Origin of the sequence: Nostoc sp. FACHB-133 (genome assembly GCF_014698055.1) — a bacterium.
Classification (GTDB): domain Bacteria; phylum Cyanobacteriota; class Cyanobacteriia; order Cyanobacteriales; family Nostocaceae; genus Nostoc.
Map to the genome: position 1 here is coordinate 1 of NZ_JACJSH010000010.1, position 18,262 is coordinate 18,262.

An 18,262-nucleotide genomic window follows, 5' to 3' on the forward strand; every position below is an offset into this window, starting at 1 on the left:
ATACCCTTAAACGGCTGCCCATATACCTGTTACCGTGGTAGATACATTATGTGTATTTACTTATCTTTACACAATTTGGTTTTTTCACCCTGTCCTACTTAAATCTTGTCAAAGACATTATGGTACGCGAACAAACTCCAGACTACACACTGCGGGGAAAGACGGGATGGTTAACAAGTACCAAACCACAAGTTGGTTGGTTTGTGGGTTATTTAGAACAAAACAAAAACGTCTACTTTTTCGCAACAACCCTTGATATGTATAAACCAGAGGATGCGCCCATCCGCATCGAGATTACACGACGCAGCCTTAAAGATTTGGGCTTGCTGGCTCACATTAACTAACCACCACCAACAATAGTTACTACTTCTAAACGATCGCCTGGCTGCAATTTTGTTTGTGGCCAAAACTGGCGATGTAAAATTTCGCCGTTATATTCTACAGCCACCAAGCGCGGGTTAAAACCCAACTCTTGGATCAAGTCGGGTAAAGAAATTTGAAATGAACAGCTATGGGTTTCCCCATTTACCTGAACCGTAATCTCATTAGACATAAATGTGGGAATGGGGAATTGGGAATGGGGAATTGGGAATTGGGAATTGGAAATGGGTAATTGGTTACTCACTTTGGGCTAATGACAAATGACAAATGACAAATGACAAATGACTATTTTAGAGTTCTGGCTTAATGCGATTGAGTTGGGAGAGCAAATATTGTGTTACTAGGGTAGGCTGTTCGGCTTGCATGAGCGATCGCACCACTGCTACACGTTTGGCTCCAGCATCGATCACATCATTGATATTATTGGCATCGATTCCGCCAATGGCAAACCAGGGAATTGAGCAATTTTTCGCAGCATAGCTGACATATTCTAAACCTGTTGCGGCCTTACCTACTTTCGTGGGAGTTTCATAAACTGGCCCTACGCCAATGTAATCTACACCTTCAGCAATTGCTCCTTGCATTTCTTCTTTATTGGTGGTAGAAAGACCTATCAGACGTTGGGAACCAAGTAATTGCCGAGCAATAGCAATAGGCATATCTTGTTGTCCCAGATGTACCCCATCTGCATCCACAGCTAAAGCTAGATCCACGCGATCGTTAACAATGAATAAAGCACCGTAGATATGGCATAACTGCCGGAGTTTTCTGGCTTGTTCCAAACGCAAAGAATCATCGGCGGTTTTGTCACGGTATTGTAGAAGCGTTAATCCCCCTTTAAGTGCAGCTTCGACGTTATTCAACAAATTTTCATTCGGGGAAGTAACAAGATACAAATGCGATCGCCACAACAATTGATGGCGCTGATGACCCATTAAACTACTTTCTAGGGTATAAACCTGATAGCGCATCTGCTTACAAGCTTTAGCTATATTTGGCTGATAAAGCTTGCTGTATTCTTCCAACACCCGCAATGCTTCTTCGACACGGCAAAAGTTAGCTTGCAATACTGATTTTATACTAGCTCGTTCTTCTTCTTGAGGATGAGTTAACTCAGTCCCAGGATCGCCTGGTGTGTCTCGCGCCGCTCGTAATTCCGGGGTATGCCACTTGGCTAATTCTTGTCGTAGGCGCTTGCATTCAAGAGCTAACTGGGCATTATTCAAGCCAAAGCGACACCATTCTTCAATAATTCGCAAGCCTTCACGAGCGCGGTCTAAATTGGCATCTAAAATGCGATAGACAACTTGTTGTACTTGCTCTTTTTGGCTGTATGGCTCGACCATTACAACAACCCCGTTAGTGCTTTCATCAAAATGTGAATTATCATATCTCTTAGTAACCATAAGTCAATTAATTTGCTTTTTTTACTCAATTTTTGCCGAATCTACGCCAAAAAGCGTAGTAATGAGGGTTACGATAAATTATCCCATGTTCTTATATGCAGTGATAAGGGTAGTTTGAGGCTACAGTTTTGCACTAAGGTTAGTCAAGTATTTTAGGGTGAACAACGAGCTTACAAAGGACTAGCCCAAAGGGATACATCAGAAAATCTCCAATGGGCAAATTAAATTGAGACTGCATAGATACCAATACTGCTCGGGTAAAGCATTTTTAACTCGGAATTGGGTTTGGGGAAAAGGTTAAAGGGTAAAGGTTTTTTCTTTCCCCTTTCGCCTTCCCCTTTCCCCCAAAACCCGACAAGTATTGGCATAGATACTATTTAGAGAGTGTTTGTCTTTCGAGGAAGAATTTTTTGCGTAAGTCCTGAATTACAAGCTCTTTTAGGGTGAGGGTATTTTGGCGATCGCGTAGCCTGTCTTTTAAAGCCAGGTATTCTCGAACAGACACAATATCATTTATTACCCTGTATTAAAAATCGCCAATCGTTCAATATGTGAGTAATATTATCGACATAATACTCTCTAAGAGTATAAGAATTTATTGTTACTTCTAAGGAGTTGTGTTAAATATGATTCACTGTCGTGTGTTTCCTAAGTACCGTAGAGTAGATATTATGCTTGCAAAGCTGAAGTTTCTGGAATCAGCAAGACTTTTATTTTTTAGTTTATCAGTATTATCTTTTACCGTAGGCATAGGAGCGACAAGTATGACGTTCCTGGATAGTGCCATCGCTCAGATACCATCAGCACCAAATTCAGCACCTTTAGGTGAGACAAAAAATTCTCAGGCTAACGTGCTGTTTGTTAACCCAAATGGTGGAAATGACGGCGCAGGTAATGGTAGCGAATCTGCTCCTGTGAAAACGATTACCCATGCGTTGCGATTAGCTAACCCCAATACTGTAATTATGCTCTCCACTGGCACTTATAGCGCCGAGACAGGAGAGGAATTTCCCTTAATGCTGAAACCGGGTGTTTCAATTCAAGGCAACGCTAGCAATCAAGGCAAGGATATTATCATTCAGGGAGGCGGTGATTACCTGAGTCGGAGCTTTGGCGGTCAAAACGTCACAATTGTCGGGGCAAACCAAGCTTTGCTCACTGGGGTGACGGTGACGAACCCCAATCGCCGGGGTTACGGTTTATGGATTGAATCTAGCGATCCGGTAATCGCGGAAAATACATTTACCGGCAGTACCCAAGATGGGATTTCTGTCAGTGGTAATGCTGCACCTACCATTAGCAAGAATTACTTCGATCGCAATGGAGCCAATGGCATGACAATTGCCGGGAATTCCAGTCCCCAAGTGAAAGAAAATGTCTTTCACCAAACGGGTTTTGGCATTAATATTGCCCAAAATGCCGCTCCAATAGTTATAGGCAATCAAATTCAGAACAATAGATCGGGAATTGTAGTGCAAGCAAAGGCGCACCCGATTTTACGGAATAATATTATTCAAGATAATAAAGAAGATGGTCTAGTTGCGATCGCTCAAGCAATGCCAGATTTGGGTAGTGCATCGGAACCTGGGGGTAATCAATTTCAAAATAATGGCCGCTACGACATTAACGCCAGTGCTGCTAAACAGATGATTTCTGCTGGCGGTAATAGTCTTGTGAGCGATCGCATCACTGGCAAGGTAGATATTAACGGGACAATAGCACTAGTAGCACAAAATTCTCAATCGACTCCCAACAATGTATTACAAGAAATACCACCAACTGGGGAAATCACCTTCTCGGCTCCCGGAATCTCTGAAACTACTAATAGCCAAAACAGCAACAGTATTTCAGCAAATAATCCTGTTTCTACACAATTAAACAGTCAACTGTTGCCATTAGTGCCATCTAAGGTTCCACTTTCCACGCCTATATCCAATCAACAGCAACCCACATCTAAAGTTGCTGCATTTCCGACTCCTAGCAGCTTGTCGGCGAGACAAATACCAACTAACACTCAAATTGCAACTTCCAGTCCAGCACAGCCGCCTAATACACCACAGTTGAATTATGTGCGGATTGATCCTAATACGATTGAATTTACTGCCCCTGAGTACCCATCCAATTCAGTTGCCAGCACAAGGAATCAAACACAGCAGCCATTGCCAATACTAGAAGCTACTGCCCCCAATGCCTCAGCACTTTTACCACTTCCCGATAACAATATCCCCATTAGTAATACTGGCAATATGCAAACAAGTTCTGCAAGTATTCCTTATGCCAGTAAATCTGCGACACAGTTCGGTATCCGTTATCGCGTAGTAGTTCCACTCCTCACTGATAGAGATCAAGACTTAGTGCGATCGCTTGCCCCTGGTGCCTTTCCCACAGTTTGGGAAGGTCAAAGAGTTATGCAAGCAGGAGTATTTAGCAGTGAATATAACGCTAAAGAAATGCTCAAAACACTCTCTAGCAATGGTTTAAGAGCCATCATGGAACCCTTAAATTAAACAATTGATCGACACCAAAATGCTTACTGCCCTTGCATTTATTCATTTTTAATTTTTAATTTTTAATTGCTTAGGCGTACCCTATCCCGGCTTATGATCCAAACGGGTGGCTTGCTCTAGGGCAGCTTTTTCTTTGGCTCGACGGACATAAGGTTGTAATTGGGAGCGATCGCAACCTGTTAAGATAATCAGGTTTTCCAAGGTGATTCCCCGCATTAACATTTCTACGCGCCAAGTTTGTTGTGCCTGAGCGATCGCTGGCGCTTGTCCTTGGGGAGTTAATAGTCCCTCACTCCATACTTGCCAACGTGTCTCAAGCTCTGATTCTGTCATGGGTTTACCTGTTTCATTCAAAAACATGGCTGTTTGAGTATCTTTACGACTTTTCAGCCATTTGATTAAAGGATTATTGGTAAAAGAACCGTAGCGTTTGCCCAAAATCCACTGATTTACTGGTACTTGACGGATACATCCGGGGATTGTAATTTGCAGGAAGTGCCCTTGAGGATCGTAGATTTGGTGCGATCGCTCCAAGCTAATTATTTCTGTGGCAGATAACCCAGCCCCAAATAACACATAAGCCAAGGCATAATCTCGTACTCCCGATTTCCTGGCTTGTTGTAAAATTTCGTGAACTAAACTAGCAGGCAAATCAGCTACTTCTGTGGTGGTGAACCCTCCTTGTAAGCAGTTTATAGCTGATTCTGCTGAGGATGACATGGCTCCATGTAAAAACAACTCCACCAAATTTTCGAGAAAATCATTCCGATCCTCCCAAAGTTCGTGAAATTCGCTGGTGAACTCAATTACGGCATATCCCAAGATCATCCCATTTAGCAAACTAGCTAATTTTTCTGCTGGTAAATAAGTATTTAGGTGCCCTTGCTGGATTACAGTAGCTAAATACTGAGCTACATAACGGTTTGCCTCTGTAACTCCCCTGCCTAGTGCGCGGCGATTTTCTGCCGGGAATTGGTCGGCTTCACCTACCACAGACCGGACAAACTCTGGCACTCGTTCTAATGCGTGCAAGCTATCACTTGCATAATCTTTGAGAGCTTGGTACACATTGCCGGGAGGCGTTGCCCGCCGCACCAGCGATTCACCTAAATCCTTAAAGGCTGCGGACTCTTCCAGCACCGCTAAAAGCAGTCCATGCTTATTGCCAAAATTCCGAAATAGAGTCACTTCGTTGACTTCGGCTTTTTCTGCAATTTGGCGGGTTGTGGTAGCGCTAACTCCCTGAGCAGAAAACAACTCAAGTGCAGCTTGAATCAAGCGTTGACGAGTGGAAACGAGGTGAGACGACATAGAAAAATGCAAGTGGCACTTGCAGGGGTATCAGAGTTCTGCTAGCATAACAAATGTAAGTGATACTTGCTTTACTCTACTGTAACGAATTAGTATACAGTGCGGGTAAATCCCTTGTGGGGTGGCATCCGAGAAAAGGCAAATTGCTTCATCATCCATCAACAGGAATTTTTATGACCGCAAATTTTGGGGCGATCGCCCCTGAGAGAGGCAACTCACCTCAACTCAGTTGGACAAACGTAGTATTTTTTACTACGTTTCATGCCTTAGCACTTATGTCTCCTTGGTTCTTCTCCTGGCCAGCATTGGGTTTGCTAGTGTTTCTCCACTGGTTATTCGGGAGCATTGGTATTTGCCTGGGATATCATAGACTACTGAGCCATAAGAGTTTCCAAGTTCCCAAGTGGTTAGAGTATGCGATCGCCCTAATAGGAGCCCTGGCTTTGCAAGGTGGGCCAATTTTTTGGGTAGGTGGACACCGCCAGCATCACGCCCACACGGAAGATATCAATTTAGATCCCTACTCTGCTCAAAGAGGGTTTTGGTGGAGCCATATATTATGGATTTTTTACCCACGCCCAGAATTTTTTGACTATGACACTTATAAAAAATATGCGCCTGATTTAGCAAAACAACCCTTTTATTGTTGGCTAGATCGCTACTTCTTGCTGTTGCAAATACCCTTCGCACTCCTCTTATATGGATTAGGAGGATGGCCTTTTGTGTTCTACGGAGTGTTTCTCAGATGTGTCTTGCTTTGGCACTCAACCTGGTTTGTAAACTCAGCATCACACCTGTGGGGTTATCGCACCTTTGATGCTAATGATGGCGCTCGTAATCTTTGGTGGGTATCCCTCGTAACTTATGGAGAAGGATGGCACAACAACCATCATACTTATCCCCACATGGCGAAATCTGGGTTGTCTTGGTGGGAGATTGATGTTACTTGGTGGAGCATCCTAGTTTTGCAGACTTTGGGTTTAGCCAAAAAAGTTGTCTCACGTCCTCCTCAAGGTGCAACTCACGGCTAAATTGCAACTAAATTACTATAAATTTGTTAAGCCGATTGCTTCTTGCAGTCGGCTTAATAAGCTATTACGCATTTTAATTGCATATTTACATCATGATCAATACATCTAGGTTTCGCCAGACGATTCTGCTAATTGTCATCACACTTAACCTCATTTCTACTTGGCTACACTACATAGACAATGCATTATTTTTGAGTAGATATCCTGGCCCCGCGTGGTTCACTTCTGTTGGAGTAATTAGTACTGTAATTGTGATGACTCCAGTTGGACTGTTGGGATATTGGTTTTACACCAAAGGCATCTTTTGGTTGGCGTATTTTTTATTAGCCTTATACTCAATCACCAGTATCTCCAGTCCAGTCCATTATCTTTTCCCGATGGTTGCTCCCATGTCTTTGAAAATGCATAGCCTAATTTGGCTCGATGGAGTTATGGGACTGTTACTGATAGTTTTTTTGCTGTGGTCTAGTTTTGTATTGAAAGAGTGGCGTAGTACACTAGCTACAAATTGACATAACATATATAGGTATAATTAAAATCGCCTTATTTTCTTAAGTCTAATTAAACAAAATCTGTTACTAGCTGTTTCACGGTAAAATCTAACGGTTTAAATCACCGCAATACATCAAGTGTGAAAACTGACAGCATTTTTTACCGCCTTTTTCAGGAACTTCCTGGGATATTTTTTGAATTAATTGGTAATCCACCCCAAACCGCAGAGGGGTATAAATTCTCATCAATTGAAATCAAGCAAACGACATTCCGTATAGATGGTGTTTTTCTCCCAACACAAGGGCAAGAAAATCCGATTTATTTTGTTGAAGTCCAGTTTCAAACCGACGCAGAAATTTATTCGCGCCTAATTTCAGAAATTTGTTTATATTTACGTCAAAATAAACCTAAAAATTCTTGGCGAGGAGTAGTTATCTATCCCAATCGCAGTCTAGATATAGCAGATATCAATAATTACAGCGAATTTTTCACTAGCAATCGTGTTACTCGCATTTATCTTAATGAATTGGGTGAAACTGCATCGCTGCCAGTTGGAATTGCTACTATGAAATTAGTTGTCGATGAAGAGGAAACAGCAATTACATCTGCTAGGCAGCTAATAGACAGAACTCAGCAAGAAATCAACATTGAACCACAACGGCAGCAGTTACTAGAATTAATAGAGACAATTTTGGTTTATAAGTTTCCGACGATGAGCCGAGAGGAGATTGAAGGTATGTTTGGGCTAAGTGATTTGAAACAAACACGAGTTTATCAAGAAGGGAAGGAAGAGGGCAAGCAAGAAGGCAAACAAGAGGGTAAACAAGAAGGAGCGCGTGAAGAAAAGTTTAGAATGATACCTTTGTTGTTGAGATTGGGATTGAGTTTTGAAGAAATGGCAAAAGAGTTAGGTTTGAGTTTAGAGGAAATTCAGCAAGAAATGCAAAAACAGCCTCCAAGTCAGGATACGTAACCTACAATTAGCACTGCTCACAGATAATCATAAATATTCCTGTTATTTTCCATTCCCATAATTTTTAATTTTTTGTATGATTTCGCTCTCTCCCACTCTGCAAGCTAGACTCTCCCAACCCTTAAAAATTGGATCGTTTGAGGTAAAAAGTCGGGTTCTCCAGTCACCTCTATCTGGAGTAACGGATATGGTGTTTCGCCGTCTTGTGCGTCGCTATGCACCAGATTCGATGATGTATACCGAAATGGTGAATGCTACGGGATTGCATTATGTTAAGCAGTTACCCAAAATCATGGAGGTAGATCCCAACGAACGCCCAATTAGCGTTCAACTATTTGATTGTCGTCCCGATTTTTTGGCAGAAGCAGCAATCAAGGCAGTTGCCGAAGGTGCTGATACTGTTGATATTAATATGGGTTGTCCAGTAAATAAAATCACTAAAAATGGTGGCGGTTCTTCATTGTTGCGGCAACCAGAAGTAGCAGAAGCAATTGTGCGGGAAGTGGTGAAAGCTGTTGATGTACCTGTGACAGTAAAAACCCGTATTGGCTGGAATGACAACGAAATTACTATTCTCGACTTTGCCAAGCGGATGGAAGATGCAGGGGCACAAATGATTACAGTACATGGACGCACCCGCGCCCAAGGATACAATGGCAATGCCCGTTGGGAATGGATTACTCGTGTCAAAGAAGTGCTTTCTATCCCCGTAATTGGGAATGGAGATATTTTTTCCGTTGAAGCGGCGGTGAAATGTTTAGAACAAACTGGTGCTGATGGTGTGATGTGTTCCCGTGGGACTTTGGGTTATCCGTTTTTGGTTGGAGAAATCGATCACTTTCTGAAAACTGGGGAAATATTACCGACACCTACTCCGATTCAGCGTTTGGAATGTGCGAGAGATCATTTACAAGCCTTGTGGGAATATAAAGGCGATCGCGGTGTGCGTCAAGCCCGAAAGCACATGACTTGGTATGCTAAAGGTTTCGTTGGTGCTGCCGAACTCCGGGGACAGCTAAGTTTAGTTGAAAAAGTAGATCAAGGTTTGGCAATGATTGACCAAGCAATTGAAAAATTGGCTAATGGTTATGAACTAGAAGAAGAAGAAGCAGAAGGTAGTTTAGTAATGCTTTAAAAAATTGATATTACCACTGCCTTGATGTAGCATTAAAATCTGCAACTGCCGATTGATAAATTGAGGCGATTTACTTAACAATTCAAAAGTAAAAATCAAGCAAAAAAGTTAAACTTCAATTTTTATCATTCCCCGTAATTATTGCCAGTTACCTTACCTCGAAAAACAATATACTGGTAAAGGTTGTAGAACAACATCACGGGGATGAGAAAGCCAATAAAGATAAGCATGATTACTAAGGAACTAGGATCAGCTGCTGCCTCATAGATATTGATTTTATTGGGAATGATGTAAGGGAAGACAATCAATCCTAACCCAATAAACGACAATCCAAACAGTAAAATTGTCCAGAGAAAAGGTGCTATTTCTTCTTTGTGGTTGAGACTCTGTAAAAGTTGCCAAATCAGAACGACTCCCAGCACGGGTATGATGGCAAAGATATAAACTAGAGGCTGTTGAAACAAGCGGAACCTAGCATTTTCATAAATTATTGGTGTTGTAATTGTAATTAAAATTGCGCCGATTAGTGTCGTCCAAGCAGCAATTTTGGCAGTTTTATAGTGAGTTTCTTGCAATTCCCCTGTTGTTTTCCAAATAAGATAGGTGGAGCCAATCAGCACATATCCTTGAATCAATGTCAAAGCTACCAGCACCGATGGAAGGCTCAACCAATCCCAAGTTGTACCAATAAAGTGCCCCGCCTCATCAACATTAATACCCTTCAGCACAGCACCAAGAGCGAAACCTTGACCAAGTGCGGCGCTAAAACTCCCGGCACCAAAGGCAAAATTCCAAAATAATTTGCGGTTTGCTTGTTCACGAAACTCAAATGCTACACCACGAAAGATAAACCCAAACACCATTACGAAAATTGGAATGTATAAAGCATTTAAAATCGTGCCATATGCTAGTGGAAATGCGCCAAACAGACCCCCAGCCATGAGAACTAACCAAGTTTCATTAGCATCCCAAATGTTGCTTAAGCTAGTCATTAAGATGCCGCGGCGTTCATCATCGGAAGAAGTAAGAGATAATATCCCCACACCTAAGTCAAATCCATCTAGCATCACGTAGAGGAATAGAAAAAGAGCTAAAATGATAAACCATACTTGGGGGAGAAGATAGTTTAGCGTCTCCATAAAATATCCTATACTGCTCCATATTTAGTTTGCAGTCAATTAGTCAAAATCTCTATCCAAATAGACTTTATTGATTTGGAATTTTGAATTAGTCATTGTTGTGCTTCTACAGGGCGTTCATCTGGAACGAACTCTCCAGGGGTTGTATCTACTGCTGGTTTAGTGATTTCCACACCTGGTACTGGCAAGTCGAGATTTGGGCCTTTCCGAATAATGCGGCTGCCAAAGTACAAAACCGCAATAAATAAAAAGCTGTAAACTGTAGCAAAGCCAGTTAGTGAAACTAAGACATTATTAGCGGGTAGACGAGAAGCCGCATCTGCTGTGCGGATTTGCCCGTAAAGCGTCCACGGCTGTCTTCCTACACAGCGGACAATCCAGCCTGACTCTACGGCGATGTATCCTAGAGGAGCTGCGAACATCCAAGCCCGCATCAACCAACGCTGTTGAGTAATATTTTCGGCTGAGAGTTTACCGCGCAACCATTGCAGCGTACTCAATAACACTAATCCGGCTAAGAAAAAGCCAATGGCAATCATGACGCGGAAAGCGTAGTAAATCAAACCCACCATATGAGGACGATCCTCTGGTTTCCACTCCTTCAAGCCGCGTACTGGTTCGGAAAGATTCTTTTTGAATTCCAGAATATATCCCAGCGCATTCGGAACAGTGATTTGCCAGTCATTTTTTTGCGCCTTTTCGTTAGGTATAGCTACAAGACTCCAATCAGCAGGCTGTCCCGCAGGTGAAGATTCCCACTGTGCTTCCATTGCTGCAAGTTTTGTGGGTTGATAGTGATAAACTTGTTCGCCGCTCAAATGCCCAATGTATATTTGTAATGGGGCAACTGCAACAGCAGCTGCTAAAGCAATCTTCAAAGAATACGAAAAGAAAGCTGGATGGCGTTCTTTGAGAATATACCAAGCACTAATTCCACCAATGACAAATAGTGAAGTCTCCAGTGTGGCAAAGAACATATGCATCACACTGTTGACCATGAAGGGATTTAAAATTGCTTGAAAGTAATCGTGGACAATAAATTTTCCATTAACCATTTCCCCACCCGATGGGGTTTGCATCCAGGAATTTGCTGTCAAAATCCACAGGGTTGATAGGTTCGCGCCAACGGCAACTAAAATTGTTGAAAGATAGTGAATAGTGGGATTAACGCGTTCCCAACCAAATAACATAATGCCTAAAAAAGCAGCTTCCAGCATGAATGCCCAAGAGGCTTCAAACCCAATAACGCTGCCAAAAAAGTTACCTACTGCTTCCGAGAAAGGTGCCCAATTAGTGCCAAACTGAAATTCCATTGGGATACCCGTTGCTACACCAATCCCAAAGTTCAGGATGTAGAACTTAGACCAAAAACGGGCATGGAGATAGTAGTCTGGATTACGAGTCTTTAGCCATAGCCCCTCGATAATGACCAAATAAATCCCCATCCCTGTAGTCAAGACGGGCCAAAGTATATGGAATATCGCAGTCAGTGCAAATTGCATCCGTGATAGCACAACTGAATTGGATAAAAATTCCATGCCTGTATTCCTCTATTGAAACTCACTCTTATTTGTTTCTCTGAGTTCAAATTCAACAGCCCAAAATCTTTAGATGGAGATTCTAATTCCATCCAATTTTCTTTATTCACTATTGAATATTAATTCTTGACAATTCGTGAATAATATTCTAGCGATCGCAGTTTCCAAAAACTTCATTATCATAGTAAAATGGAAAGACTAATTTCGTAGATTTTCTCTTTATTAAACTTTATTAGAGAGGAAAGCATCTCTCTATAGATAGGGAAAGTTTTCTAAATTGTGAGTGAATCAGTAATATATGTCAAAAGACAAGAGGTCAAAGTTGGCATAAAAAACATAAGGTGACACTAATGTACATCTATCCGACTTCTCCAATAAGTTGAGGAGCTATGATTTAGGGCTGATATGGCCGATTCATGTCAGCTTTAAAGCTCCTTTTCCGCAGAAGTTGACAGGGGCTAGAGAATCTATATTACAAAGGCAGAAATTTATCAATCCATTCAAGTGATCAAGGTTAATCGACTTTTAAAATTTTTAAAAATATTTATTGCCATTTGTTTAACTTTGATATGCATTATTAATTTGATTAACTTTCAAAAACCAGATAATAAGCTGGTACTAAAACAGAGGTATTTTTCACAACAATCCCTAATAGGGATTTTGATGAATTGCAATAATGAGGCTATGCTACGTAGGCTTAATATCCTAGGTTTCAATCCCTAATAGGGATTTTGATGAATTGCAATTCAGCTGTTCTCAATATTGTTGGTTTGCTACGGCGTTTCAATCCCTAATAGGGATTTTGATGAATTGCAATTTGTGCCAGTGGCATCATAAGAGATTGCCCCGATGTTTCAATCTCTAATAGGGATTTTGATGAATTGCAATTCGCTTACGCATTTACTCACTACAACCTACCAAATGTTTCAATCCCTAATAGGGATTTTGATGAATTGCAATTCACAAAAAGTAAGAAAAGAGATAGGGGAGTTTGGTTTCAATCCCTAATAGGGATTTTGATGAATTGCAATTCGCGGAACAACTTGATAAAAATTCAATTACTCGTTTCAATCCCTAATAGGGATTTTGATGAATTGCAATCGATCGTAGAGAATTTGATAATCGCTCCCACTGGGTTTCAATCCCTAATAGGGATTTTGATGAATTGCAATTCAATAGTTTTATGAATTATAAATTTTGTGTAAACTATGTTTCAATCCCTAATAGGGATTTTGATGAATTGCAATCTCTTGAGTAGTAAATCCGGCATCAATCAGCAAGGCATTGTTTCAATCCCTAATAGGGATTTTGATGAATTGCAATCAGATAGGGTCAACACTTGCGCTCCTAGCGTTGTTTCAATCCCTAATAGGGATTTTGATGAATTGCAATGCTTCATCCCAGGTGGGGTAAAAGTTTCTTTTTCCATCGTTTCAATCCCTAATAGGGATTTTGATGAATTGCAATTCTGTGATTCAGATATTCTGGGTAAAGTCTTTTGAATGTTTCAATCCCTAATAGGGATTTTGATGAATTGCAATTTGTATCAAGCTCACGGCAAGACTCAAAGCTTACGTTTCAATCCCTAATAGGGATTTTGATGAATTGCAATCCGTCCACAAAACCAACGAGTAAGGTTTCCCCTAACTGTTTCAATCCCTAATAGGGATTTTGATGAATTGCAATAAAGTTATCCAGGGCTGACCCTAGGCGACGTTCTGTTTCAATCCCTAATAGGGATTTTGATGAATTGCAATTCTGACCCGTAAGAACATCGCTGAGTTTACCAAAGGTTTCAATCCCTAATAGGGATTTTGATGAATTGCAATCCTGCAAATAATCCATCTACTGAGCCTCCTATAGTTTCAATCCCTAATAGGGATTTTGATGAATTGCAATTTGAAAATCCTTATCACCAGCTAAAGACCCCTTGCCGTTTCAATCCCTAATAGGGATTTTGATGAATTGCAATTCTTTGTTTAATTGATAAAATCAGTGTTTACTGATGTTTCAATCCCTAATAGGGATTTTGATGAATTGCAATATTACTAGCACTTTCTCAAGTGCTGCTACTTGGGGCGTTTCAATCCCTAATAGGGATTTTGATGAATTGCAATAAAACTTTTCGCGCTTTCGGCGCAGAAAAGCCAGGGTTTCAATCCCTAATAGGGATTTTGATGAATTGCAATGGCACTAAATGACGTAAGGATTGCCCCAAGTTTTGTTTCAATCCCTAATAGGGATTTTGATGAATTGCAATTCAGCAGGCGCAGCAGCATCAGCTTGCTCAGATGCTAGTAAGTTTCAATCCCTAATAGGGATTTTGATGAATTGCAATAATAATTTTGCAGAGAAGAGTATTAGTTGCTCCGTTTCAATCCCTAATAGGGATTTTGATGAATTGCAATATCTAGACGATTTGAGCAACCAAATGAAGATCCGCGTTTCAATCCCTAATAGGGATTTTGATGAATTGCAATCACTTGGGCAAGGCAACGAAAATGACAACCCCATTGTTTCAATCCCTAATAGGGATTTTGATGAATTGCAATGTTATGGCTTTGCATCCTGCATTGGTCACCCCAGGTTTCAATCCCTAATAGGGATTTTGATGAATTGCAATCAAAGGCGGCGGTTGCTGCAAAGGATGCTGCTGATGCGTTTCAATCCCTAATAGGGATTTTGATGAATTGCAATAAATCTACCACCAAGGGCAAGTTGAAAACTAGGTTTCAATCCCTAATAGGGATTTTGATGAATTGCAATTCAGCCGCCGCTAAACTTCAACAAGTTGGAGTTAGCTGTTTCAATCCCTAATAGGGATTTTGATGAATTGCAATCTGGTTGTCTTCGCTGCGATCGCTGCTTTTGTTTGTTTCAATCCCTAATAGGGATTTTGATGAATTGCAATTTTACTTGAGTCGCTTCTAGAGGAGGATGCACAGCGTTTCAATCCCTAATAGGGATTTTGATGAATTGCAATCTGACATAGAATTTTACGCGGGCTTCTAATACGTTTCAATCCCTAATAGGGATTTTGATGAATTGCAATATCTAAGAGCATCGCACAACACTACCCACAACATGTTTCAATCCCTAATAGGGATTTTGATGAATTGCAATGCAATGCACCAGAACTCACTCAAAGCAGTCTCAATTTCACGTTTCAATCCCTAATAGGGATTTTGATGAATTGCAATTTGCAGCATGGAAGAAGTACAATCCTGTTGAAGGTGAGTTTCAATCCCTAATAGGGATTTTGATGAATTGCAATCTGCAAGCGCAATATTCAGTGCATGGATTTTATGTGGTTTCAATCCCTAATAGGGATTTTGATGAATTGCAATCGACCTATAGAGGTGGTATCATCCCAATTTTTCGTAGTTTCAATCCCTAATAGGGATTTTGATGAATTGCAATCGGAGGCGATATGTCATCTATCGGCTGCCCAGGTGGGTTTCAATCCCTAATAGGGATTTTGATGAATTGCAATCTTCTGCCTATTCCGGTTTAACCATTGAGCAAGGTTAGTTTCAATCCCTAATAGGGATTTTGATGAATTGCAATTTCTGCCAATATTTAGAAATATTTTTAAAGTCCTCGTTTCAATCCCTAATAGGGATTTTGATGAATTGCAATTCCATTCCTACAAGCGCCTTGTCTCCACTCTCCCCCCTTGTTTCAATCCCTAATAGGGATTTTGATGAATTGCAATAGGAGTATTAAAACTCCCTGTCGATAAAAAGAAAGTTTCAATCCCTAATAGGGATTTTGATGAATTGCAATCCGAGCTAGGCTTGGCAAGCGTTTCAAATTGTCACGTTTCAATCCCTAATAGGGATTTTGATGAATTGCAATTCTGTTGGGGCAGAAAATAATCCGAGTGCATCCGTTGTTTCAATCCCTAATAGGGATTTTGATGAATTGCAATGCCAGCCATTTTTTACAGTCCTTTATTTAGAAGTGTTTCAATCCCTAATAGGGATTTTGATGAATTGCAATTCCACCGGGTAGGTGGACTTCTGTCATCTTCACGTTTCAATCCCTAATAGGGATTTTGATGAATTGCAATTCTAAATTCAACCCAGCACCATGAATAACACTAGGTTTCAATCCCTAATAGGGATTTTGATGAATTGCAATTTGAGAGAAATTCTTTCTTGCTTTGCTCTCTCTTTGTTTCAATCCCTAATAGGGATTTTGATGAATTGCAATTACTGTTTGAGAGCGGCAATCGGAGTACCGACCTCGTTTCAATCCCTAATAGGGATTTTGATGAATTGCAATTTCGCAGTTAAGACGACCACGTATGCATTGGAGTTTCAATCCCTAATAGGGATTTTGATGAATTGCAATTTCAACCGCATAATCTTTCTGCTTTTCAAGCCTTGAGGTTTCAATCCCTAATAGGGATTTTGATGAATTGCAATTCCAATGTAATGCACTTGAGAATTTACAAAGAATCAAAGTTTCAATCCCTAATAGGGATTTTGATGAATTGCAATGAGTGCGCTAAGTCGGCAAAAAATTGGGATGATACGTTTCAATCCCTAATAGGGATTTTGATGAATTGCAATCTAAAGCAAAAATATCACGAAAAATCAATGCTTTGTTTCAATCCCTAATAGGGATTTTGATGAATTGCAATTCTTGAAAATATCCGTCAGTGGTTCTTAGTTGTTTCAATCCCTAATAGGGATTTTGATGAATTGCAATTCCAGTAAACAAAGCACGACTGCCGGGAGTATCTGTTTCAATCCCTAATAGGGATTTTGATGAATTGCAATAAAGCATTATGGCTGTGTAGTTAGGGTTAACGGGTTTCAATCCCTAATAGGGATTTTGATGAATTGCAATTCTTAGTTGGTAATGGTTATGCTTTTGTAGAATCGTTTCAATCCCTAATAGGGATTTTGATGAATTGCAATGTCTTGGGGTTTCCCCAAGTAGAGCAACTTTGCAAGTTTCAATCCCTAATAGGGATTTTGATGAATTGCAATAAATTGCATTTGTCCAAGATTACTCTGAGGATGTTTCAATCCCTAATAGGGATTTTGATGAATTGCAATGTCTATAGGAGTTTTGGAAGACAAAGGATTTGTTGAGTTTCAATCCCTAATAGGGATTTTGATGAATTGCAATAATCCAATTGGTGCAGAATTATCCCAGTTTGGTAAGTTTCAATCCCTAATAGGGATTTTGATGAATTGCAATTCTTGCAAATCCTTATTATCGGTGTTCTCATAAGTGTTTCAATCCCTAATAGGGATTTTGATGAATTGCAATTGATTCAGCTAAATTACTGGATTCTTTACCTGGCGTTTCAATCCCTAATAGGGATTTTGATGAATTGCAATTTGGCTAATAGATTGAAGTTACGGTTTTTAGATATGTTTCAATCCCTAATAGGGATTTTGATGAATTGCAATGTATAAGGCGCTGGCAAGAATCACACTTATGTCCTTGGGTTTCAATCCCTAATAGGGATTTTGATGAATTGCAATATGGCCTTGGATGTCGGAGGAGTTAAGGTAGATTTTGTTTCAATCCCTAATAGGGATTTTGATGAATTGCAATTTCTCAATCACTGGTAGAATCCCATCCTTAACGCTGTTTCAATCCCTAATAGGGATTTTGATGAATTGCAATGAGGTATTAACAGCTACTACAGGCATTCGGCTGATCAGTGTTTCAATCCCTAATAGGGATTTTGATGAATTGCAATCTTTGTAGACTTGGCTGCTGTTCCTTACTAGGTTGTTTCAATCCCTAATAGGGATTTTGATGAATTGCAATTATGGATTGATGATGTTAAGCAGAGTGGTAATAGTCTCGTTTCAATCCCTAATAGGGATTTTGATGAATTGCAATAGGCGTTAGCCTCTCATAGATATTGGTTTAATTGGTTGTGTTTCAATCCCTAATAGGGATTTTGATGAATTGCAATAGCGATCGCACTTCTTCATTTGGCTTCTTATCAAAGTTTCAATCCCTAATAGGGATTTTGATGAATTGCAATACGTCGGTGGTAAATCTGCCGCGAAAGGTAGAGGTTTCAATCCCTAATAGGGATTTTGATGAATTGCAATGTTACAATCAAAGAGTACGCGGAATCAGAAGGGTTCCGTTTCAATCCCTAATAGGGATTTTGATGAATTGCAATATCGCCATCCCGCATATTGGGATAGAAAGAAAATACTGTTTCAATCCCTAATAGGGATTTTGATGAATTGCAATCTGAACAATATAGATTACTGCTGCCAGAATTTTTGTTTCAATCCCTAATAGGGATTTTGATGAATTGCAATATTACTTTGACTTGTTTTTGAAATTGATCCATGATTGTTTC

The 18,262-nt window shown here is 40.4% G+C and carries 11 protein-coding genes, 1 pseudogene and 1 CRISPR repeat array (1 of these 13 cut by a window edge); of the genes and pseudogenes, 6 read left to right on the top strand and 6 right to left on the bottom strand.

Features of this window, described 5'->3' with window-relative positions; all coding sequences use genetic code 11:
* Positions 1–101 precede the first annotated feature (101 nt).
* Positions 102–344: pseudogene (locus H6G86_RS10530) on the top strand (penicillin-binding transpeptidase domain-containing protein); the annotation flags it as partial.
* Here the strand turns inward: H6G86_RS10530 and thiS are convergent.
* From thiS to H6G86_RS39475, 3 genes are all read right to left on the bottom strand, one after another.
* Positions 341–553, bottom strand: a complete 213-nt coding sequence (gene thiS / locus H6G86_RS10535) for a sulfur carrier protein ThiS (RefSeq protein WP_185580391.1) — start codon at positions 551–553, stop codon at positions 341–343. The pseudogene H6G86_RS10530 and the gene thiS overlap by 4 nt on opposite strands.
* A gap of 118 nt (positions 554–671) precedes the next feature.
* The gene (locus H6G86_RS10540; protein ID WP_190934278.1) at positions 672–1,787 is read right to left on the bottom strand and encodes a thiamine phosphate synthase; all 1,116 of its coding nucleotides are present in this window, start codon (positions 1,785–1,787) and stop codon (positions 672–674) included.
* Between the two features lie 373 nt (positions 1,788–2,160).
* Positions 2,161–2,292, bottom strand: a complete 132-nt coding sequence (locus tag H6G86_RS39475; protein ID WP_277883573.1) for a hypothetical protein — start codon at positions 2,290–2,292, stop codon at positions 2,161–2,163.
* A 121-nt stretch (positions 2,293–2,413) separates the two neighbouring features.
* Here H6G86_RS39475 and H6G86_RS10545 point away from each other — a divergent pair, with 121 nt between their 5' ends.
* Positions 2,414–4,294 (top strand): DUF1565 domain-containing protein, encoded by a 1,881-nt coding sequence (locus H6G86_RS10545; RefSeq protein WP_190934279.1) that lies wholly within the window; start codon positions 2,414–2,416, stop codon positions 4,292–4,294.
* An 81-nt stretch (positions 4,295–4,375) separates the two neighbouring features.
* On the opposite strand, the gene H6G86_RS10550 is transcribed toward H6G86_RS10545, so the two are convergent.
* Positions 4,376–5,605, bottom strand: coding sequence for a TetR family transcriptional regulator (locus tag H6G86_RS10550; RefSeq protein WP_190934280.1), 1,230 nt, complete (start codon positions 5,603–5,605; stop codon positions 4,376–4,378).
* Between the two features lie 173 nt (positions 5,606–5,778).
* Between H6G86_RS10550 and H6G86_RS10555 the strand changes: the two genes are divergently transcribed.
* The 4 genes from H6G86_RS10555 (at position 5,779) to dusB (ending at position 9,236) form a co-directional block, all read left to right on the top strand.
* Positions 5,779–6,636 carry an acyl-CoA desaturase gene (locus tag H6G86_RS10555; protein WP_190934281.1) on the top strand — a complete coding sequence of 286 codons (858 nt, stop codon included), beginning with the start codon at positions 5,779–5,781 and terminating at the stop codon, positions 6,634–6,636.
* A 92-nt stretch (positions 6,637–6,728) separates the two neighbouring features.
* Positions 6,729–7,148, top strand: a complete 420-nt coding sequence (locus tag H6G86_RS10560) for a hypothetical protein (protein WP_190934282.1) — start codon at positions 6,729–6,731, stop codon at positions 7,146–7,148.
* Positions 7,149–7,267: 119 nt separating this feature from the next.
* Positions 7,268–8,101, top strand: a complete 834-nt coding sequence (locus tag H6G86_RS10565; protein ID WP_190934283.1) for an Rpn family recombination-promoting nuclease/putative transposase — start codon at positions 7,268–7,270, stop codon at positions 8,099–8,101.
* A gap of 76 nt (positions 8,102–8,177) precedes the next feature.
* Positions 8,178–9,236: a tRNA dihydrouridine synthase DusB gene (dusB, locus tag H6G86_RS10570; RefSeq protein WP_190934284.1), complete on the top strand. Its 1,059-nt coding sequence runs from the start codon at positions 8,178–8,180 to the stop codon at positions 9,234–9,236.
* 125 nt (positions 9,237–9,361) lie between these two features.
* Here the strand turns inward: dusB and cydB are convergent, their stop codons facing one another.
* Positions 9,362–10,375, bottom strand: coding sequence for a cytochrome d ubiquinol oxidase subunit II (gene cydB, locus H6G86_RS10575; protein WP_190934285.1), 1,014 nt, complete (start codon positions 10,373–10,375; stop codon positions 9,362–9,364).
* A gap of 92 nt (positions 10,376–10,467) precedes the next feature.
* Positions 10,468–11,913, bottom strand: a complete 1,446-nt coding sequence (locus tag H6G86_RS10580) for a cytochrome ubiquinol oxidase subunit I (protein ID WP_190934286.1) — start codon at positions 11,911–11,913, stop codon at positions 10,468–10,470.
* 638 nt (positions 11,914–12,551) lie between these two features.
* A CRISPR array of direct repeats spans positions 12,552–18,262; the repeat unit is 37 nt; unit sequence GTTTCAATCCCTAATAGGGATTTTGATGAATTGCAAT (it continues 246 nt past the right edge of the window).

What these genes read in the sequence shown, in the direction of transcription:
- H6G86_RS10560 (WP_190934282.1), top strand. Translation starts at nt 6,729, where the DNA reads ATGATCAATACATCTAGGTTTCGCCAGACGATTCTGCTAATTGTCATC.
- H6G86_RS10580 (WP_190934286.1), bottom strand. Translation starts at nt 11,913, where the DNA reads ATGGAATTTTTATCCAATTCAGTTGTGCTATCACGGATGCAATTTGCA.
- dusB (WP_190934284.1), top strand. Translation starts at nt 8,178, where the DNA reads ATGATTTCGCTCTCTCCCACTCTGCAAGCTAGACTCTCCCAACCCTTA.
- thiS (WP_185580391.1), bottom strand. Translation starts at nt 553, where the DNA reads ATGTCTAATGAGATTACGGTTCAGGTAAATGGGGAAACCCATAGCTGT.
- H6G86_RS10555 (WP_190934281.1), top strand. Translation starts at nt 5,779, where the DNA reads ATGACCGCAAATTTTGGGGCGATCGCCCCTGAGAGAGGCAACTCACCT.
- H6G86_RS10550 (WP_190934280.1), bottom strand. Translation starts at nt 5,605, where the DNA reads ATGTCGTCTCACCTCGTTTCCACTCGTCAACGCTTGATTCAAGCTGCA.
- cydB (WP_190934285.1), bottom strand. Translation starts at nt 10,375, where the DNA reads ATGGAGACGCTAAACTATCTTCTCCCCCAAGTATGGTTTATCATTTTA.
- H6G86_RS10540 (WP_190934278.1), bottom strand. Translation starts at nt 1,787, where the DNA reads ATGGTTACTAAGAGATATGATAATTCACATTTTGATGAAAGCACTAAC.
- H6G86_RS10545 (WP_190934279.1), top strand. Translation starts at nt 2,414, where the DNA reads ATGATTCACTGTCGTGTGTTTCCTAAGTACCGTAGAGTAGATATTATG.